The 20,058-nt window shown below is 63.2% G+C and carries 13 protein-coding genes; 5 read left to right on the forward strand and 8 right to left on the reverse strand.

Going from position 1 to position 20,058, the window contains the following annotated elements; all coding sequences use genetic code 11:
* The first annotated feature begins 228 nt into the window (after nt 1–228).
* Nucleotides 229–1,680 carry an ATP-binding protein gene (locus tag RBR11_RS14140; protein ID WP_308490011.1) on the forward strand — a complete coding sequence of 484 codons (1,452 nt, stop codon included), beginning with the start codon at nt 229–231 and terminating at the stop codon, nt 1,678–1,680.
* A complete protein-coding gene (locus RBR11_RS14145) occupies nt 1,677–3,665 on the forward strand; it encodes a Druantia anti-phage system protein DruA (protein ID WP_308490012.1) in 1,989 nt (662 codons plus the stop codon). Before RBR11_RS14140 ends, RBR11_RS14145 begins: the two co-directional genes overlap by 4 nt.
* Here the strand turns inward: RBR11_RS14145 and RBR11_RS14150 are convergent.
* The 4 genes from RBR11_RS14150 to RBR11_RS14165 are packed head-to-tail and all read right to left on the reverse strand — an operon-like array spanning nt 3,662 to nt 14,626.
* Nucleotides 3,662–4,891 (reverse strand): RecB family exonuclease, encoded by a 1,230-nt coding sequence (locus RBR11_RS14150; RefSeq protein WP_308490013.1) that lies wholly within the window; start codon nt 4,889–4,891, stop codon nt 3,662–3,664. The two genes, RBR11_RS14145 and RBR11_RS14150, sit on opposite strands and share 4 nt — an antisense overlap.
* Entirely contained in the window at nt 4,888–10,461 is a 5,574-nt protein-coding gene (locus RBR11_RS14155; protein WP_308490014.1) for a DEAD/DEAH box helicase, read from the reverse strand. The genes RBR11_RS14150 and RBR11_RS14155 overlap by 4 nt, the downstream gene beginning before the upstream one ends.
* Nucleotides 10,461–11,546 carry a hypothetical protein gene (locus RBR11_RS14160; protein WP_308490015.1) on the reverse strand — a complete coding sequence of 362 codons (1,086 nt, stop codon included), beginning with the start codon at nt 11,544–11,546 and terminating at the stop codon, nt 10,461–10,463. The genes RBR11_RS14155 and RBR11_RS14160 overlap by 1 nt, the downstream gene beginning before the upstream one ends.
* Complete coding sequence (locus tag RBR11_RS14165) at nt 11,546–14,626, reverse strand: hypothetical protein (RefSeq protein ID WP_308490016.1); 3,081 nt, start codon at nt 14,624–14,626, stop codon at nt 11,546–11,548. The genes RBR11_RS14160 and RBR11_RS14165 overlap by 1 nt, the downstream gene beginning before the upstream one ends.
* A gap of 22 nt (nt 14,627–14,648) precedes the next feature.
* Here RBR11_RS14165 and RBR11_RS14170 point away from each other — a divergent pair, with 22 nt between their 5' ends.
* From RBR11_RS14170 to RBR11_RS14180, 3 genes are all read left to right on the forward strand, one after another.
* Entirely contained in the window at nt 14,649–15,179 is a 531-nt protein-coding gene (locus RBR11_RS14170; protein ID WP_308490017.1) for an SLATT domain-containing protein, read from the forward strand.
* Complete coding sequence (locus RBR11_RS14175; protein ID WP_308490018.1) at nt 15,172–16,047, forward strand: nucleotidyltransferase; 876 nt, start codon at nt 15,172–15,174, stop codon at nt 16,045–16,047. Before RBR11_RS14170 ends, RBR11_RS14175 begins: the two co-directional genes overlap by 8 nt.
* An 80-nt stretch (nt 16,048–16,127) precedes the next feature.
* On the forward strand, nt 16,128–16,868 hold the full coding sequence (locus RBR11_RS14180) for a hypothetical protein (RefSeq protein WP_308490019.1): 741 nt from the start codon (nt 16,128–16,130) through the stop codon (nt 16,866–16,868).
* A 24-nt stretch (nt 16,869–16,892) separates the two neighbouring features.
* On the opposite strand, the gene RBR11_RS14185 is transcribed toward RBR11_RS14180, so the two are convergent.
* From RBR11_RS14185 to RBR11_RS14200, 4 genes are all read right to left on the reverse strand, one after another.
* The gene (locus tag RBR11_RS14185; RefSeq protein WP_308490020.1) at nt 16,893–18,671 is read right to left on the reverse strand and encodes an SIR2 family protein; all 1,779 of its coding nucleotides are present in this window, start codon (nt 18,669–18,671) and stop codon (nt 16,893–16,895) included.
* Between the two features lie 400 nt (nt 18,672–19,071).
* Nucleotides 19,072–19,347, reverse strand: coding sequence for a hypothetical protein (locus RBR11_RS14190; RefSeq protein WP_308490021.1), 276 nt, complete (start codon nt 19,345–19,347; stop codon nt 19,072–19,074).
* Nucleotides 19,344–19,574 (reverse strand): RNA polymerase sigma factor, encoded by a 231-nt coding sequence (locus tag RBR11_RS14195; RefSeq protein WP_308490022.1) that lies wholly within the window; start codon nt 19,572–19,574, stop codon nt 19,344–19,346. Before RBR11_RS14195 ends, RBR11_RS14190 begins: the two co-directional genes overlap by 4 nt.
* Entirely contained in the window at nt 19,571–19,987 is a 417-nt protein-coding gene (locus RBR11_RS14200) for a hypothetical protein (RefSeq protein WP_308490023.1), read from the reverse strand. The genes RBR11_RS14195 and RBR11_RS14200 overlap by 4 nt, the downstream gene beginning before the upstream one ends.
* Nucleotides 19,988–20,058 lie beyond the last annotated feature (71 nt).

A 20,058-nucleotide genomic window follows, 5' to 3' on the forward strand; every position in this document is an offset into this window, starting at 1 on the left:
CCTCGTCGACGACGGCTCTTGACCCCAGCGGCGCAACGCGCGGCGACTCTCTTGTTGACGCGCTAACCGATTGGGTGCCGGGGGCGGTCTTGGGCCGCGGATCTCGTTCCACGGCCCAAGCCCGACGGCTCGGATAGCCTCCTGCACCATCGTCGTTTTCTATGGTGCTGCGGCACCCTCCGGCGAGCTACCCTAGACATAGCCCCATCGCCGACGGAGGGAGCCAAAATGGGTCGCGCTCAGGAAGGTACGGTCGACTTGCTCGTACCTGACAACTTCATCCGCGCCATCCGCGAATCCGGCTACGTGAGCCTGGCCACAGCCCTGGCCGAACTGATCGATAATTCCCTCCAGGCGCATGCCGCCAGCATCAATGTGACGGTGGAACGTGCCCACGCCGACGCGCTACCTGTGATCACCATCGAGGATGATGGCATCGGCATGAACAAGGACGAACTCACCGCTTGTCTGCTCTTCGGCGGCTCGTCCCGCTTCGACTCCCGCAACTCATTCGGACGGTTCGGGATGGGCCTCCCGGCCGCCTCGCTCAGCCAGGCACGCCGGGTGGAGGTCACGGCCTGGCAAGCAGAGACTCCCGCCCTCACAGTTGGACTGGACGTAGACGCCGTCGCCAGACGGGAGGGCGCAGCGCTGGCTCCCAGACCAGGCTCGGCCGGCACTTCAGCTTCTGGCTGCCGCGTCGTCTGGCGAGACTGCGACCGGATCGAGTACCGCCGCCTGGCCTGGCTGGAGCGATCCCTGCACCGCGACCTCGGTCGGATGTACCGCCGATTCCTGATGTCAGGGGTCGTGCTTCGCATCAACGGTAAGGCGGTAGCACCGACTGACCCGCTGTTGCGTTCGACCAAGATCAACGGAGGTACAGGCCATCTGGCATTCGAGCCGATCCGCTACGAAATCTCCAAGACGGGTGGCGGAACTGGCTTCGTGACCGTCACCTTCGCCTCGCTTCCCGTTGCCCGCTGGCACGACCTCGACAACGCCACCAAGCGTAAAGTCGGCATCATCGGTCAAGGTGGGGTATCCATCCTGCGGGCCGGACGCGAGATCGCGACTGGCTGGTATCTCATGGGCGGCAAGCGCAAGGAGAACTACGACGACTGGTGGCGGTGCGAGATCGAGTTTGACCCCGACCTAGACGAGCACTTCGGCATCACCGTAAACAAGCAGGGGGTGCGACCAACTTCTGCCCTGCGTGAAGCCCTCGAACCAGAACTCGAATCTATCGCTCGTGTGCTGAACGCCCGAGTCCGCCAAGCCTTCGAGGAAGTAAAGTTTGAGGCGGCCGTTCAGGGGTCGTGCCGGATCGCGGGTGCCGCAGACGCTGACCTGCCGGTGATCCCCACCCCTGGCCGCACCGCCGGTGCCCTCACCTATCGGCTGGGTGCCGAGCAACTTTCCGGAGACTCCATGTTCAAACTGACGCTGCGGCAAAGGCGCCTCGACGTCATCATGAACATCGATCACCCGGCATTCGGTGCGCTATACCGTCCCCTCCAGGAGTTGGGAGACTCCGGCACCCAGGTGCGAACCGCGCTTGAACTAATGCTGCTGTCCTTCGCCCGCTCGGTCGCGTCGATGGGGCCAAGCGAACAGGAGTGTCGCGAACTGCTCGACGTCTGGGGCGCCACCTACGGACGAATGCTGGCTAAGTCATGACCGAACCAGACGAGGGCAAGTTGCTTAACATATCGCTGCCCGGCGGCACCCCAAAGGCGGAGCGCGAAGGATTCCTCCGCTTGTGCAAGGCCCTGACCGAGGCAGATCTCGATCCGGCTGAGGCTCTTGACCGAGACCTCTGGTTCGCACGAGCAGATCTGGGAAACCTCTACAACAAGCCGACGCTCGCTGCTGCCGCCCATACGTTGATCGATCTGGTCGAGCAAGGTTGGTCGCTATCGATGGCTTACAGACACGGTCCTTTGCTCACTCCGCCGCCAGCGAACCCCGACCCGGAGCTTGAGAAGTCCCGCATCCGACGCCAGGAGCACCTCCGTCGCGATTCCCAGCTTCGTAAACCCAGCGTCCGCCGTTTCGTAGAGCGCATGGAGAAGCCCCGCGACTTCGACGGCAAGCTGGTCACCGTGTTCAACCTGATGCGGGATGGCCGCGAACTGGCCGATTCGCTGACGAGTGCCGCTGATCCCAGCTGCGTGATCCGCCCCTACATCCAGATCGTCGACGGGGGTACGTGCGAGCGAACCGGCTACGACCTACACGATATCTGGCGCTACTTCCGGCATACGTGGTCGAACGCCTACTTCACGGTGCCGGGTCGTTCCATGCCGGTCTTGGTCCGCGACGCAGCCACGCCGCACCACGCAGTCATCGGCTTGGCAGCGATCTCTAGCCCGGTGGTCCAGATCGCCGAGCGCGACCAGTGGATCGGCTGGGATACCGACACCTTCTTGAATGACGTCCGCGAGGCTCCGTCCGATGAGATCGCTTCGTGGCTTGCCGGAAGAATCGACGCCCAACTTGAGGAGATATATCTCGGCGATCTGCTTGCCGACAACGTGCTCCAGCCATCCGACCTCAAGCACCCAAGAAATGAAGTAATCGCCCTGCTACGAGCCGATGCCGAACGACATCGTCAAAAGCACCATCGAACTCCGCTCAGTGAAGTTCGGCAGATGGAACAGGACCCGTGGATTGAGCGCGCAACCTCTCCTCTGTTCCGCAGCAAGCGGTCGGCGACACTGGCCGACACCCTCGAGGCATCCCTCGCGCTCCAACCCTTCTTCTCACCGAAGCCCACGGCCGACGGCCTCCTTGACGCCCTGAAGGACGCCAAGGCTCGGGCGCAGATTCGCCGACTCGTCCGCCGGGCACGTGGTGAGCGAGTCGGTACCGTCATTGCCGACCTGACGGTCTGCGGGGCTGTCGCTCCCTACAGTGCTCTAGCAGCGGGCAAGTTGGTCGGCGCGCTAGCTGTTTCACCCAAAGTCATAGCGGCGTACCGCGCGAAGTACGCCCGCCCCAGCGAGATCGCCTCCTCGATGGCAGGCCGTTCCATCGAACGTGAGTCACGTCTGTCTTTCATCAGCACCACATCGCTATATGGCAGCGGCTCCAGCCAGTACAACCGACTCCGCTGGCCGGCCGAGGTAATGGGTGGATCGAAGGACGAACGGATCTGCTTCACTGAACTCGGTCGATCCCGCTCCTTCGGAACCTCACAATTCACCGACGAAACTGTCGAGGCACTGGTTCGCCTGTCGCGGGTCAAGGGCTCCGTCGTGCGTGTCAACAGTGTCTTCGGCGAAGGCGTCAGCCCGCGCCTCCGAAAGGTCCGGCTTGGCTTGGCCGCCCTTGGGTGGCCAACTAGCGAACTCCTGAAGCATGGTCGAGAGCGAATCGTCTACGGCGTGAAGTTGGCCGAGAATCTGCGGGACTACTCGCTGGGGATCGATCCCGATCCCGAGTACTTGCTGGACCCAGAGCAAACGAATGAGACATCCGTCGGCAGTTGGTGGTTCGAACGGTGGGGCGAGCGGCGTGCGGAACAGCCCCGAGTTCGGGAGAGCATGCGTCGCCACCGCCTGGTCCGTCCGGTTAGTCACGGAGCTAGAGTCCCCTTGCCGGCCGATGACGTCGACGACGCACCCAGTGAATCGATGCTCTTCGCGGCCGAGGGCTTCTAAACCGACTCAACCCGAAATGCCTCGGTCGCGACTGTAACCGACCCGATCGGCCAGTCCGTCTGCGGATCAGCGCCACGCCGTAATCCCAGAAGGCGCACGCGATCTCCCGACGCGAAGGGCGGCGCTGGGGTGGTAGTGCGAAGTAGCAGCTCAGGACGACCAGCGTCATTCAAGAGCCACCAACTGCGCTGCCCGTTCTGCTCGCCAATGACCCCCTCGTAGTCGAATAGGTCCCCCTGGTTGATGTCGGAAAGCTTTGGAGCAATGGTTGCCCAATAGCTGGCGCAAAGATGACGCACTGCGCAGTAACGGCAGTTCTCCTGGCTTGGCCTCGCAGTGGGGCTGCCCGACGCGATCTCCCCGTCAGCATCGGCGATCTTGGTTGCGAACTCTAGGGACAGGACTGCCATTTGGTCGGCATTCGGCACGTCGATGCTGACATCTTGGTCGCGGTACGCCGCGGTCAGGCTGGCGACACCCAACCCCCGCGGATTGACCTTCTCGTCGGCTCCCCAAAGCCACGCATAGAGCTGCAGTTGGTCGGCATGGCCATCAGATTCACCGCCCGTCTTGTAGTCGATGATGTCAACGCGATCGTCTGAGATCATCAGCAAATCGACGCGACCATAGAGCCGCTCGCGCTCGGCTACCAACTCAACCTCTGGGTGTGATCCCGCCCCGAGTTCTTGGCGCACAAACGCTCGCGAGCGGCCACCCTCGGCAGCCTGCGTCGAGTGTCGGGGGCCGGATACGAACTTCGTGCGACTGAGGTAGGTCTGCACCTGTGCCCGAGCGTCGGCGACCCGGGCTTCGAGATCGATTGCGATGCGGCGATGGAGATCTTTCGACAAACGCATGTTGTCCTTCAGCGAAGCGAGTTGATTCGCAAGCTCGTTTTCGACCACCGACGTGAATCCGCCCAGATCGCGGATGACTTCGGCTGCTGATTCGGCCTGCGGGGACTCCACTGCGGCGTCAGCCATTGCCTTTACCACCACCTCCAGGGCTCCATGCACGACATTGCCGAACAGTGCCGGAACCGACGGCACCGACGGATAGCCCTCCTGATGTCCGAGATCTGGGTAGGTGGCTCGCCGCAGGCAGTACCTCAGCGGACAAGATGAAGCTTCCTCCAGCGTCGAGTAGCTCCAGCGGGCGGGAGGGCCCACGAGCACCGCTCGGCTGAAAGCGATACCGGTGGCGAGGGCACCCGGCGAGTCCGTCACGCCAAAACCTTCTCAACAGCAAGGCTGGCGTTCGGCAAGCTCCGTGAGATTTCGATGTCATCGACCAGACGGACGGGAATCACCGCTTGGTTCTCTTTGGCGTCGTTCAGCAAGGCGTCGGGAGCTTGGTGTGGCGTCAGCGGGCTGTGAACTCCAAAGATGAACCTACGGTCACCCTTGGTCGCCAGAATCGGTGCTGTCACCACGCCGATGCCCGGGATGCTCACCTCAGCATCGCGCACAAAGTCGACCCCCGTGATGCCGCGTCCCTTGAGGTCGTTGTAGAGACGGTCGGTAGACAGTTGCAGCCGTGATGCGTCGAGCGTTGGGGCGGTCCCGTACAGCAGGTACCGCAGCAAGCTCGCCCCGACTTTGCGGTCGAGGAGACCATGCTCGAAACGGTTTCGGAAGCTGCGGATGCACCGATAGCAGGACTGGTCGCAGCCGGCGGGACAATACTCCAGCCGGGTGAGAGTCTCCTCTAGCACCTGAATCCCCAGTTCCTCGACGCGACGAGTGAATCCAGCACCGCCCGCCAGAGTGTCGTACAGGTAGATCTCGGCCTCTAGCCCTGCCGCCCCGCCCGGGGTCAGAGCCGGGCGGTACTCCGCCTGGAGCTCGGTCGCCTCGATATCGAGCAGCTGCGTCGCGGCGATAGTCATAGCCTCTGCGATGGTCCGAAGAGCCACCTGCGTCGACAAGAACTGCGGAGCCAGCCGAACCGGCGAGGCCACCTTTAGTCGCACCAACAGAACATCGGTGATGAAGTCCGTCCCGAGGGCCAGACCTCGCCACGCCGAGTCTCCAGAACAATCCTGCTCGTTCTGGTCCGGGAATGGCTTCTTGTGCTGCCCGACGACAGTGCCGCCAGCGAGCGCTGTCGGCTCGATCTTGCCGCACTTGAAACAGTATGTGTAGCCCTCGTTACCGGGACCAGTGTTGGTGACAATCAGCGTCTCGCGGTGATAGGTCTGCTGGATGCGGTCCGTCACCTCGGACCAGGCCGACTCGTCGTCCGGTCCTGGAGCGACCAGCTTGGCTCGAGTGGCATAGCTCCGAGCCGGGGCATCATCGGGGCTCGTCCCCTCGGTCTCGTCGGCCGGGTGCGCAAACCCGGGCGGACGCATCCATGCCATCGCTTCTCCGAACGAATCCTCGGTACCGCAAGCCTCGCACTCGCGGATCTCCCCGGGGTGGGCTTCCTCCTGGTCGTAGTACTTGGCGTAGTGGCAAACTCGGCACTCGAAGTAGAGCTTGTGCGCTTGCCACGCCTTGTAGCGCTCCGCATTGACCGGCGAGTAGATCGCCCCGGAGCGCCACTCCTTGTTGTCGATCCAGACCACCTTGCCGGGGGCGTACTGGCTGAGGGCGACGGGTAGCCCCTGGCTCGGTGCGTAGCGGTAGGCAGCCCGGAAGGGTTGGGAGCGGTCGACGTCGAACACGTGAAAGGTGGCGACATCTGTTGGGAAGGCGTAGCGCGGCAAGACGCCCTTGTAGAGCAGTCGATCCAGCAGATTGGTTTGGCTCCGCATCGGGCTGGGTTCTTCAGCCCCATCCTCTGCCGGACCTTCGGCCTCGGCTTCCTCAGCTTCGGGTGTCGAGTCGCCGGCCTCCGGAGTCGGAAGTGCTCCCCCGGCGGTGAGATCGAGCGCACTGTCAATCGCGGCCAGGGTGTTCGAGACCAGGGCATCCAGAACCTGCTCACGACTAGCGGGCGGTAGTTCCGAGGGCAGCCAGTCGTCGACATCCGCCCGAAGCGATGCGTAGTTCTGGTTGAGCCACTTCTCCAGATCAGCTCGGTTGAGCGGCGACACCGTACCCACGAACTCTGGCACCGTGCCCAGCACCTCGAAGAGTTGCGACGACTGGGTATTGGGGTCGAAGGTCGGCAGCTTGTCTTGGTGGTACCGCTGCAGCAAGTATGCGGTGACGTGCCGCTTGGCGATCTCGTCGTTGTCCAACGTCAGCACTGGGTCGACCACCTTGCCGCGGATCATCTCGGCGGGCTCGCGGAAGTAGTGGTCGTCGTGAGTGTCAGAGCTTCCAAATGCCACGACAGTTGCCACGGCATTGCCACGACGTCCGGCTCGACCAGCTCGCTGTTGGTAGTTGGCACGGGAGGGCGGCATGTTGCGAAGGGCGACTCCGGACAACGCACCGATGTCGATGCCGACCTCCATCGTCGTGGTGCACGACAGCACGTCGATGGCTGCCCGCTCCTGGGCGCCCGCACTCGGCAACTCAATGTCGACGTCTTGGAACAGCAACTCGTGCTCCTCCGCCTTGGAGAACACGGCCTCGGACTGGGCCGCGTTTAGCTGGGCGGTGTGCTCGGCTGCGATGATGCTCATTGGCGGTTCGGGGTTGTCCCCGAGAGATCGCACTGTGCTGGCTCGGTAGTAGCCCTTGCGTGCTGTGAACACCGGATCACTATTCGGGTCGAGGATTCGCACCTGGTTCGCACCACAACTGACACACTTCGACGATCCAGGGAACGGCCGCTGAGTGAAACGGCATCGTTCGCAATAGCCCCACTCGCCTTCGAGCTCTAGCGCGACCTTGCCGGCCAGCATGTAGTGCTTGCTGCCACCAGCAGTCTCACAGAACCGCTGCTGCAGAACCGGTAGCCACTCCTTGTTGAACTGTCTAGCGAGGATCGCCGAATCAAGCCAACGCTCGAAGGGACGGAACTTGCCTGCATGAGGTCGGACGCCTTCCTTCTTCCCCCGCCAGTCCATCGTCATGCTTGGGAACCAGATGCCATTGCTCGGTGTGGCCCACTGCGCCAGCCAGACTCGGACCAGCGCCAGCTTCTTCTCGTCGGTGTCGGCAATGCCAGGCAGATTCGTCAAGTCCGCCAACATTGCGGCTCTGTCGGTCTCCCGCTCGCGGAGCGATGCCAGACCCAGCGCCGCTAGGCCGTAGTATCGGTCGATCAGCGTGGCGTAGATGGCCTTCATCAATGACTCGGGCGGGTAGACCGCAAGCGACACCAATTCCATCTGAGCGGCGATATCGCCCGAAAGCGCCCCGGCATCGACTAGTCGACCGACATCCCGAAGGACGGCCATCGACTCACTCTGGCGGAGTTCCGGCCTAAGGCGGACCTTGAGCTTCTTAGCGCCCACCAGGGTCGCCAGCACCAACTGATGCAAGCCGATCTGTTTGTCCATACCGGGCAACATGGCGAGTTCGCTCCAGCCACGGATTATCAGGGGCCGGATGACGTCCCGCATCGCGTAGCTCTGCAGGTTCGGCGCAAGTCGAGCCGCAACCTGGCGAGAGTCTGAGAACGCCAGAACCTTGCGGCCACGAAGCGGCGCGAAGTCGCTGTAGGGGCTGGAAGGGGGCTGGACCTCGATCTGGCGAGCGATCAACGCCTGGAAGGGCTGGTCGCCCTTGGTCTGGTGGTCTTGGACCGATGACCGTCCGAAGCCAGCGAGCTTGCGGCAAACTCCACATGGCTTGAACTCGCCGCTGCCCGTGGTCTTGCTGTCGCTGTCATCCTCGTCATCATCGTCGGTATCGACGACCTCGCCATTCCGCTTACCCGGTAGATAGACGCTCCTGGTACGCGTCCCGAGTTTGGCGGGGTTGAGTCGCCCGGTGACGAGGTCCAAGTCGGCGATCTCAGCACCCTGATCGGGGTCGGGATCCTCGACCAGCAGGTCGAGCGGCTGCAGCTGCGGCACCGGACCCGTGGCGGTCTGGAAGCTGTCACCCGGCTCATGCCAAAGCGACTTCGGGTTGGTCAGGTCGTCCGTGTAGGCACGCAGATATGCCGAGCCGCAGTGTCGGCACGTGTAGAGCTCGAACACGCGTGCCCCGCACTCGCAGGTCTCACGCGGCTGTCCGTAGAGCTTGCCAACCGGCCCAGTGGTGTTGCGGACGACGGCAGGACAGTCGGCATCAGCGCAAGCCCAAAGTCCGGGCAATCCTCGATAGAAGGCGTGAACTCGACACGGCAAAAGGCCGGCGTCATCGCCGCTAAGTCGGGCTGCGCTGCCGAGTGCTACCAGTGACGTGACTGCTCGGTCCGCGGTCTCCCGATCGGCATCCGGGAAGATCTTTCCGCCGAGTTCCCCGACGGGCTGGGCTTCTTGCATGGTCTCATTGACCAGCAAACCCATCGGCTCGTAGTCCGTCAATGCCTGGTGCAGCAGCGCGCCGACTCCGTCGTCTGGGCTTGCCGAAACGCCGCGGGCGTCCAGCAACTCCCTAACCGCCTCCACCCTCTCGGCTTCAGTGTTGCCGTTGTAGAAGGCATCGAGAGCCAACTCTGCCAAGAGCTTCGCGTCGCTTGCCGTACCCGGCGCCGCCGTCGATCGCAGGTTCAGCTCTCCCGTGACGGTTCGGAACTCCGCTGGATCCTTGCCAGAGAGTTGAGCGGCGAAGGCGCTTGCGTATGCCTGATCGTTGAAGCTCGCACTCGTGGCGATGACCTGAAGTCTGTCGGCCGGAATTCCCAGTCGCGCTCGAAGTCGACGGAGGAGCAGAGCGACCTCGGCACCTGCTGCGCCGCGATAGAGGTGAGCCTCATCGACGATCAGCAGGAACTTTTCGTTCGGGTTGTTCGCGAGCCATTCTCGAGTGGCGTCGAACAAGGGGCGCTCCAGCGGCCGCATCAGCATGTACTCGAGCATCGAGTAGTTCGTGATCAGGACGTCCGGCGGGGCCGCAAGCACTTCGTGTCGTGTAAGCAACTCCGAGTCTTCGGGTTGCATGATCGCCCGGACGAAGTCACCGGAACTGTTCTTCCACCGGCTTCCCTTAGCTCCATACCAAGTACGGAGGTCTGGCTTGGCTGGCCACTTTCCACGCTGCGTCAACTGTCCGACCAGCTTGGAGGCCGCGTCGTGATTCCGGGCGTCCGGGTCATCCTGGCGGTCCAACAAGTCGATGTAGAAGTCCTCGACAGATTTGAGGCGCGTCTGATCGCGCTCCGTTTTACGAACCCCTGGGTAGAGCGTGCGACTGGTGTAGCGAGCGAAGCGAGCTGGACGGCCGGCCCACGACTGGAACTGGCCGGTTACCCGCTTATCACCCAGCAGCAGCCTGAGACGGCCCAACTGGTCGTTCACCAACGCGTTCATCGGATACAGGACCAGCGCCCTGACTGCTGGACGAGCAAAGGACTGAGGGCTATTTGCAGCCTCCCGAGCCAGCTTCGCAAGCATCGGCAACAGGAAGGACTCGGTCTTTCCCGAACCAGTACCAGTGGTTACCGCCAGGCTCAATCCATCACGCAGGGTCCACTCGAGTGCTTTGGCCTGATGTGTGTAGGGCGGGTCGTAAAGCAGTCGCGATCCACCTACGTTGCTAGTTAGCGATTCAAAGAGCTTCTGAGCGGCAGAGTCGAGCTCCAAGTCCGAGAAGCGCCGGTCCGTCTGGTAGCGAGGTGTGCTCTCGATGAATGGGGCTTGAGAGATGACGCCCTCCTGATCGAGGAGTTCCCGGCGCTGCTCGACAAGTGCCTGATCACCGAGGTGGTAGGTCGCCTCGATGTACTCCCGGAGAGCTGATTGAATCTTGGTGATCGTCTCGGCGATCGTCGGTGCTTCGGCAGTCACTAGCTTTCCCCCTGGGTAGTCGTCATCCACAGAGTCTCGGTCAACGCCGACTGGAGACCCGCGAGTGCAGATGCTGGGATCCGGTACGAGAACAAGGCACCACGAGACTTGTCCACCGAGATCCCGACCAACTCAAGGTACCGTTCGACCCAACTGGGCAGCGGAGAGAAGAAGTCAACGATGAACTCAGCGACCGGAGAGTGGCCGGGAATCGGTAGGACTCGATAACTGAGCGGCGTGCGACGGGCAGCATCGATGGCAGCTTGCAAACGCCAGGCGTCATCGCGGGCAGGTGACGCAACGTTGTCCAGCGGCAGGTCAAGCAGCTTCTCGGGTGCCCCGTCGGACAGCCGGACCATGCACCAACGGTCCGCCCCATACGCCTGCGGGCGACGCCCGACGTAATCACCGCTGTCTCCTACTGTCGGCGCTCGCCAACGCCCTCGGTAGTAGGTCGGACGAAACGCCGGGTCAATGATGGTGAGCCCGTCTACAAATCCAGCTGCGGGCGCTACATCGAGACGCTGCCGGTACTGCTCAATGAACTCTCGAGCCGCCACTACGGCAGGCTGTCCAACCCACTGCTGAACATTGATTCTGTGCAGCCCAGCCTCACGAAGGCTGGCTTCTGCAGTATCGCCGTCGAGCAATGCCGTTCGAACGTGAGCCTCCGGTTCTACCGTGATAGTGGATGGCACCAGAAGTGCTCCATGCGGACGAATGCCAGTCAACAGATAGCGACCGGCTGACTTCGGAACGAAGCTCGGTGGCCCGAGGTACAGCAACCGATTCTTGCGATCTGAAGTGGCATCCGCCATTTCCAACAGGTCACCACCCGAGATCAGTCGATCGACCAGTGCCATAAGGTCGTCGCGACTCGGGGGCTCAGACAATACAGGAGTCAGCGCCTCGAGCACGGCATCCACCAGTGCTCGCGGTGTGGTGGGGGACAGGAAGGAGGCGGCACGTCGCACCGAGGCAGCAATGGCCTCCGGGTAGTCCAGTCCGAAGACCTCCTCGTCCAAGCCCAGGGCTCGAACCGAGAACGTAGCGACCTCGTCTACGGTTCGCATGGCGATGCCCATCAGAACCCCCTACTCGACTGCTCGGCTTCACCCATTAGTCGGGTACCGACGACCGCAAATCGGGCGGCACGCAACAGTACAGGCGAAGTGATGACCTGTTGCATCAGGTAGCCGCGCTCGACCTCCGGCCACGACAGTATCCGGCTGGAGTGTCCGGCAAGCGTCAGAAGAAACCGTGGAGCCGAGTCGTGCCCGATGACACCACTGGCACGCAGTGTTCCCTGGATGACCCCACTGAATCCCGTCAGGAGAGCGGCCGGGTCTTGCCAGACATACAGGCTCTGGCCGATCTTCTTCGCGAGACGCTTCTGGTCTTCGCTGTCTCCGACCACGTCCTGCAGCTTGTCGATCAGGTCGAAGGGATCGTTCGAATTGGCCAGCTTGCGTTCGACGGCCGCCCAGCGGCTTCCGCCGGCTAGCGAAACCAGGGCCCGGGTGATGGCTTCGAGCACGATGTCCCGCTCGTGCTGAGCAAAGGCGTCGCCAGGTAGGTCGGCCTCGGCCCACCGTTGATGGTGAAGGACGAGCCGAAGGAGTTCGCCCGGGGTTCGCGCTCCAGTCTGGACGTTTGGCCTGACGCGAGTCCCCAGCAGGTCGTTCGGTCGGGTCGGCAGCAGGATGGTGGCCGAAGCGTCGATTCCCTCTCCGCCCTTGGCGCGCAACAAGCCACCCGTTGCCGGCACAAGTACGTCGGAGCGCGGGTCGAGTTCTTCGAGAGTCACTGGCGTCTCAACTCGGTACAAGAGCACCCGGGTGTCAGGGCTATCGGTCCGGTCGATGAGATGGGCGCGTGTCTGCTCGCGCTCACGGAACAGCTGCCACCGCAGAGGCTGGAAGCCACGGTCTGCGCGAAGCGCGGCATGGCCGATCCCGGCGCGAGATACCGTCAGTTCCAGCGACTCGGCCTGGTCGAAGCTTCCGGCGAAGCGATTGTCACCTCGAACATTCTTGGCGACGCCTGCCCAGTCGGAGTCGAGAAGCGGCAGCGTAATGGACTGCGAGATCTTAGCTAGCTCCCGGTCAGACTGGCCTCGAAGTGACACTGCCAGGTCAACACGCAAGCCATCCGGCCCGGCGATCGTGATTGCTCCAGGTGCCCAAATCTCGCTCATGGTCGGTCGGGCTGGCGAGGCCAGCAACCGGATCCCCTCGCCCATTTCGGCAGCATCGCCACGAACCTGAGGGTCGCGGATCGTAACCAGCAGCGACCCCTCGGCCAACGTCTGCTGTGCGTTGCCGGTCAACGTGATGCGCAACTCGTGTTCGCCCACCGAGAGGTCTTCCAGGCTCAAGAAGATTTCAGGGCTGCTATCGGGCCACTCCAGGCTGTATTGTTCGCCGTCCAGACTCAAGGCGCCGCCCGCAGGGATTTGCTCGGCGCGGATTCCTACCAGACCGGGTTCTCCGGCCATCCACTCAACGGCACCTTCACCGTCCCATGAACTTGCCACGATTCCAACAGGACGAATCGCCACGTTGGCGACGACGCTCAGTCCGGCAGCTACGAGCGCCTTGGACTCGGCTTCGGTGAGCCGCTCGGGTAGGACCAACCGAGTAGCGATGGCGCCTGACACGTCTATCTTGACCGGGTCAAGACCCGGAATGCCGTCGCCAGTCCAATCCTCGCCATGGACGAGGTAGTAGGTGTTAGCGGGGCGGACTTGTTTCCCCTTGACCTCAACAGCGATACCCGGGCCACGCCGCTTAAACAGCCAGATCGGTCCGCGGGAGATCTCGACCTGGTCGCGGAGCAGGGCGTTGACGTCGCTACTGCCGTCCTCGAGTTCAATGAAGGACGCGTCGGAGATGGGCCAGCGAGTAAGCCGGATCTCCTGGCCAGCTGTCGCCAGACGTCCACGAGCCAAGACTGTGTCTTCGGCACCTTCGACCCAAGCGCGTCGAGTTCGCAGTTCGTCGTAGACATGAGTGAGGCTTCGACTGAGGCTGCTGAGGTCCGGCATTTGGGCATATACACGCCAGCCGGTCTCGCTACCTCGGAGAAGCAGGTGCGGGTCGGTCGGTTTTGGTAGCCGACCGTGCGGATTGCCGCCTCCCGTCCGTGAGATGCTCGGCTGGAAGCCGTGGGCGCGGACCCGACTCGCGGCGTTGCGGGCTCCTTGCAGCCAGATCTTGGATTGGCGTTCCTGCTCCAGCCCTTTGACTAGCCGCAACAGCGTCGAGTGCAGCAGGTACGGAGATTCCTCCTCTTCGCCGTAGAGCAAGGCCGCGGCGACATGCCCGAGCAGCGATGTATTCGAGCAGAAGATGCGGAACCGCTCCGTATAGCCCCAGGCTCGAGCAGCCAATTGCTTGCCGAGGGCATCTGGCTCCCGGAGCAGTTCGGTGGTCAGGCCGGTCCGGAACTCATAGAGGAGTTGAGCCAGGTGCCGCTGCAAGTACACAGGCAAAACAGCGTGAGTAATCGGCCAGGCGATGATGGGGAAATTCTGTGCGAAGCCACCGCTCGGTACGGCACCGCCGTATTCGACCCCAAACTTCTGGAACAGCAGGCGGATGCGGTCGCGATCTCCATGAGTTGCCCAACCGGGCGTTACCTCCTCAAAGCTCGGCCAGAACTCGTTGCCGACGTAGTCATAACCTGCCTCCGCGGCGTATACGACGAACGGAAGCCACGATTGCCGCCAGTATCGTGCACCGAAGCCGCTGGCCACCGCGTGACGAACGCTGTCGGTCAGGGTATCGAGGTCGTTCTCGGAAAGGTCGTGCTCGAGGGCGAACAGCGGCGCACCGACCGCGAGAGCACGCCGCTGCGAGTGCAATATGCGGAAGTGTTCATCGAGTCGCGAGTGAAGAAGACTCAATGACTCCATCGGCATGCGCGGAACGAGGGACACCAACTCAATCACTCCTCCCGGCCCCAGAACGGTGACGACGCCTAAGTCATCGCGAATAGTCTTGCGGATGCGTCCGACATCGAGCTTGCCGAACCGGCTCGGTTCATGAATTGCCCGCAGAACTGAGGCGAGTTCCTCGATCGTCGGTGCTGACGGCGGGCCCGGCGGTATACCCCTGAGCGCGGGCCCGACCCTCACATCCGTGAACTCGACATAGAGCGTCACCCCTCGCCGGTAGCCTCTGTGCATGGACGATAAGGGGGACGGGTCCGTGCGCCGCGCGGCCCTGCTGCGCGAGTTCGCGGAGCTTGAGAATCGCGCAATGTGGAGCTGTCAGGGACAGTTCGAGCAGGCCAAGAGCTGGCAGTCGATGAATACATGGGTCGGCTCGATCTCGGCGGCGTGCGCCGCGATCTCAGGTGCACTCGTGCTCGCAGCGCATGGCCTAGACATCGTGGGAGGTCTTCTCGCCCTGGTCGCCGCCGCCGGCGGAGCGATCTTGACCATCGTCAACGCATCGCAGCGTGCGACGAAGGCGACAGCGGCCGCGAATGCGTATCTCGAGATCCAGAACGCCGCGCGCCGGGCACGTCGAGTCGATGTTCCCTGGATCGACCTCCAGGAGGCCAGGAACATCCTTCAGAGCCTCACGGAGCGGATGGACGAGCAGAACAAGTCGGCAGAACCCATCGCGCCGAGAGCGTACCGGCGCGCGGGCAAGAACATCCGCAAGGGCGGCCAAAAGGCAACGGTCGAGGAGCTGTCCGCGAATGACTGAACGCAGCATCGGCTCTGCATTCGAAGAGCTGCTCGCGCGGCATGTGCCAAGTGACAGGGAGCGGACGGCGGCTACGAGCCACAGGGCGTCTGTCGAGAAGGCGCTATCCAGCGTGGAGAACTACGGCCTGCGTGAAACGGGTTCCTTCCGTCACGGCACTGCCGTTCGAGGTCATTCCGACGTGGATGTCATCGTTTCGCTTCGCGGGGTGCGGCCTGCGAGTCCGGACACGGCGTTGAATAACGTCCGGAATGCGCTCATCAAGACGTTCGTCTTCACGCCCATACGTGTGAGTAGGCCAGCGGTTGTCGTCGACTTCGCGGGCGGCGCAGAGCGATGGGAAGTTATTCCGGCCTACTACCGGCGGAAGGTGGGAGAGCACGTCGTCTACAGCATCCCCGCTCCCGGCGGCGGGTGGATGGAGACGGCGCCGAGCGCACACCTCACGTATGTTACGAACGCGAACAGGTTGCCATCGGGAGGAGCTAAAGGCTTGGCACGGCTCGTGAAGACGTGGAAGTACGCAAACCCGACGAGTGCCCGGGCGCTGTCGTCGTTCTATCTGGAGATGCGTGCCGCCCAGCGTATGCAGCGCGAATCGTCGTTCATCCCCTACTTGGACTTCGCGTACCTGATGCGCGATCTCGCGAGCAGCAAGCTCGCTGACATGAACGATCCGACCGAGCTCACGGGTCGTATTCGGGCTGCGTCGACCGAGCCCTACCGAGCTACAGCTCTCGCGACGCTATCTGCCGACGCCAAGCGCGTCGCCGACGCAATCGACCTCGAGAAGGCCGGACGACGTGGCGAGGCATGGGACAAGCTCAACTACGTCTTTCCCGGCGTCTTCCCGTCCCGCTTCTACTGAGCGGAACCAGCTGAACCGCGAGCGGGCCCGTACAACGCACCTCGTACATCAACGTCGGTGGGTTCGTGCATCATCAGATTGTGACCGATCTCGAGAGCCTCGTCCCTCCCTATGAGCCAGCCGCCGACACGCTAGCCTTCGCTGGCAAGGCGGCCCTTACGATGGTCCCCATCGTGGGCTCCGTCGCGGCGGAAACGCTTGCTCACGCGCTCGCAACGCGACAAGCCGAGCGCCAACACGAGTTCGACGTCGCGATCGCACGAGCGCTGGCCGAAACGATCGAGCGACTCGATCAGAACATCACCGTCGAAGACATCGTCCAGTCGGACGAGTTCATCGCCGCCGTCACGCGTGCACAGCGGACCGCAGCCGAAACAGCCAGCCAGCAGAAGAGACACCGCCTCGCGGCGGCCGTGGCCCACGCGGGACGCTGGGCCGGCTTCTCGGTGAGTGAACGCGAACAGTTCACCCGCCTCGTGGATGACTTCGACGAGATGCACGTCTGGTTGCTGCACTACTTCACTGATCCGGCGGCCTGGCTGAAGGCGCGCGGCCTTTATGAGCAGCACTCGAACATCTACATGGGCGGAATAGACGGTCCCCTCGGGTCGGCGCTCGGACTCGACGGATCCGTATGGGGCGCACCCGTCCGGCAAGCCGCCGCCGATCTCGAGCGAGCGGGGCTCGCATCCATTCCGCTTGGGACCATCATGACTGCTCAAGGAATCTTCGACCCGCGAACCAACGGGAAGGGGCAGCGGTTCCTCGCGTTCATCAACGAGCCGAACTCCCTCGCCGCCGAGCCGCCGGAAGCTCTTTGACCCTTTTGCTACGAGCTGTCGTGTTCAGCCCCAGCGCTGGTACTTAACGATCACCGCCCGGTGCTCGGTCAGCGCGGCATCGACTGTTAGCTCACGGGCCGTGAAGAACTCCTCCCATGCGGTGCCCCGCCCACGGTCGATGACCTTGCGGAGTTCGATCTCGGCTACCGGTTCCTCACCGCGCCACGCCCATTCACCCACGTACTCTCCGCTGATAGCCCGGTCGCTGGTGAGACGTTGGATCAGACCTAGCCGATATTCGAACCCCCGGAATGCCTTCTCATAGTCGTCCTTGTTCGGGATGAGGCCAATCAGATAGTGGCGCAGCGCCGCTGTGAACAGATGAGAAGCCGGATAGAGCCACTTGTTGCCACCCCAACGGGTAAAGCCGTTGATGTTGTCTTCGTTGACGATGACTCGGCCGTAGTGAAGGACCTGGGCAGCGTTGACTCGCTGATCGATTCCGATCTGCGTGGGGCCGTCGACTTCTTCGACGATGCTCAGCAGCAGCCCTTCTCGGCCGCGACGGGTCGCCGTGATCGAGATCAATGCCACTGATGCCAACGCAGGAATCAGTCGCGCAGCGAGGTAGAGGGAGTTGAACGTGTGGGTGGGAACGGTCGAACCGGCATCGATAAGACGCTGCACCACATCTGCCCAGAGGGAATCGTGGGTCCCATCGTCATGCCATACGCCCGTGATGAGGAGGGGGGCAAGCTTCTCCATCGTGGCGAAATAGCCCGCGTACATCGTGTCCAACACGTCAAAGCCCACGGAGACGGTCTCCGCCGTCACTGGCTGAGCCGTGATGAAGTCGACAACCTCGTCGACGGTGTTCATGACGAGGTCATGCAGATCGATCCGCCGGACCGGGTCCGGGAGATACCGCTTCAATCGCGCCACCGCCATCGCCGTCGTAAGTGGCGGTGAGGAGAGACGATCCAGGGCTTCCAAGCTCTCAACGAGCTCGCCGAACAAGTCGTCCGCACTCGACGCTGGAAGAACTCTCCCGTCACGAGCAGCGAGAATCCGCTGCGCGGCGTCACCTCGGCTGCTGCGCTGATCCCAATACAGTGGGTACCGACGAGACGGAGCATCCTCTAAGGCCGCAACCAGCGCGTGATCCCAGTCCGCCGACCAACCAGAAATTACCAGGCCGTATTCGTCGAACACCTGCGCGAGAAGGCGCTTCCACTCATCCGGATACTCGGACAATTCTGCAGGCGTGTTCCGGCTCCCGAGGTCGCGATAGTCACCATGTAGCTTGATGATCGTCGCCGGTGCGTGCGCCAGCGGCGCCATTCCATTCACCGCCTCGGGCCGTGCAATCACCTGCGGAGAGATCCCGATGGATTCGAGCGCGTGCTCCATCAACCGGTCGAAGTTCGTCGTGACTATGACACGGACGGATCCACGCTTCATGAGTTCGGCGATTGCATGATGCGCTCGGCTTGGCTCGCGTAGCGCACCGGCGTCATCGTCCGCGCCCGGCTCGAAGAAGCCAGCAAGGAGCCCCTGCCTCGCAGCCGCCGACGGAGCAAGCTGCTCGAGAAGCGTCGAATACCCAAGATCACCGCTTCCGTGTTGCTTCCACCAAGCTTCCGGGTCTGCCCGAGCGACTTCGACTTCATCATCGCCGCCCCCGGCGGCGGCCACCCGCGAGACGAGCTCGGTAACGACACCCCACCCGGTGAGCAACCCCGCGCCGGTGGAGACGCCCGACCCCAACATCACGGCGTACACGCCGGGCTGCGAATGCATCGACGTTGCCAGAGAAACTAGAGGCGAAAGCGGCTGACTCATGATTCATCAATACCAGCCCGCCCACTGGCGACTGGGGCAGCGCCACCTGCAGACCCCGGCGAGTGTCGCGATTCCTCATTGGGCCTGCGCGGCGTGCCCACCGGCGCCGGCAGTCCGAACTCCGCCCAGACGTGACCGCTCGTGATACCACACGGCGACGCAACGCGGAACTCTCATGTCCAGCATGGGGAAAGTGTCACGACAAAGACGCACCAGTTGGACGCCAGACCGCCGCGATACGCGACATCTAGTGTCATCTCGCCGCGTTCCCGACAAAGACGATCGTCTACTCGGATCCGTAGTTGGTTGTCCTCAACCCGGATGCGATCTCGCGTCGGAGCGCTCACGCCCGATCAGCGGGCCCGCATCGACCAGTGACGAGCCAACACGAAGTGCTCCGTCATGCGATGGCGAGGTCCAGGCGGATGCGCGCGGCGGCCTCGTCGGCCCCGCGCTCTGCGGCGATCATCTCGACGAGGGTCTGCGCTTCCTCACGGCACGCCGGGCAGCCACGGAGATGTGCGCGGAACCGCTCCGGCAGCGGTCCGCCGTGCTCGATCAGCTGTTCGAGAACCTCGTCGGACCGGTCGAAGCAGTCGTCGCAGGACATCCAGGGCTCCGCGCCCAGGTCCAGCTGACGCAGGATGTCGTCCTCCCATGTCCTGTCCTCGTTCATCGGGTCGCCTCCTTCGTCTCGATCGCTTCCGTGAATCCCTGCGCAGCCAGGTGCGCACGCAATCGGCGACGCGCGTCGTGCAGCGTCTTGTAGACCGCGTTGCGGGTGCTGTTCGTGCGCTGCGCGATGACGTCGATCGGCACGCCCTCGACGGCGATGCCGATCAGCACGCGCTGCTGATGCGGGGTCAGGGCGTCCGCGATGCCACGACGCAGCGCGGTCTTCAACGCGTCCTGGGGGCGAGCTCGGAGGGCTCGTCGAGCACGGAGACCGGTTCGGGGATCGAGTCGATGCGGACCTCCCGCCGATTCCAGACCTCGCGCCGCACGGTCGTCGCGGTCTGCAGAAGCGCGAACTTGTACGCCCACGTGGTGAACCGGCTGCGCCCCTCGAAATCACCCAGCCGCGCCAGAACCGACACGACCGCCTCATCCGCGCTCGACTGAACGATCTCCTCGGCACGCGCCCCGCCCACCGCGGCGCCGCCGCTCATGCGGCGCAGCTGCTGCCGTGCCGCCCGCACCATCAAGGCGTGCAACCGCCGCAGGGCGTCATCGCGCTCCAGCCCGGTGCCGGTCAGCCGCGCAACCCAATCGAACTCCGCGGCGTCGGCGTCCACGGTCCATGAGGCGTCGCCCATAGCACGATTGTGCTCCCTCACGGCCAGCGCTTGAAGTCCCATACCTGCTTGGTGTCGGCCGCGCCCGGAAT

The organism is Microbacterium capsulatum (genome assembly GCF_030865425.1).
In the GTDB taxonomy this organism is placed as follows: domain Bacteria; phylum Actinomycetota; class Actinomycetes; order Actinomycetales; family Microbacteriaceae; genus Microbacterium; species Microbacterium capsulatum.

Bases quoted from the DNA above. Each gene is read 5' to 3' on its own strand.
- RBR11_RS14140 (WP_308490011.1), top strand. From the start codon at position 229: ATGGGTCGCGCTCAGGAAGGTACGGTCGACTTGCTCGTACCTGACAAC.
- RBR11_RS14145 (WP_308490012.1), top strand. From the start codon at position 1,677: ATGACCGAACCAGACGAGGGCAAGTTGCTTAACATATCGCTGCCCGGC.
- RBR11_RS14160 (WP_308490015.1), bottom strand. From the start codon at position 11,546: ATGGGCATCGCCATGCGAACCGTAGACGAGGTCGCTACGTTCTCGGTT.
- RBR11_RS14170 (WP_308490017.1), top strand. From the start codon at position 14,649: ATGGACGATAAGGGGGACGGGTCCGTGCGCCGCGCGGCCCTGCTGCGC.
- RBR11_RS14175 (WP_308490018.1), top strand. From the start codon at position 15,172: ATGACTGAACGCAGCATCGGCTCTGCATTCGAAGAGCTGCTCGCGCGG.
- RBR11_RS14185 (WP_308490020.1), bottom strand. From the start codon at position 18,671: ATGAGTCAGCCGCTTTCGCCTCTAGTTTCTCTGGCAACGTCGATGCAT.
- RBR11_RS14190 (WP_308490021.1), bottom strand. From the start codon at position 19,347: ATGAACGAGGACAGGACATGGGAGGACGACATCCTGCGTCAGCTGGAC.
- RBR11_RS14200 (WP_308490023.1), bottom strand. From the start codon at position 19,987: ATGGGCGACGCCTCATGGACCGTGGACGCCGACGCCGCGGAGTTCGAT.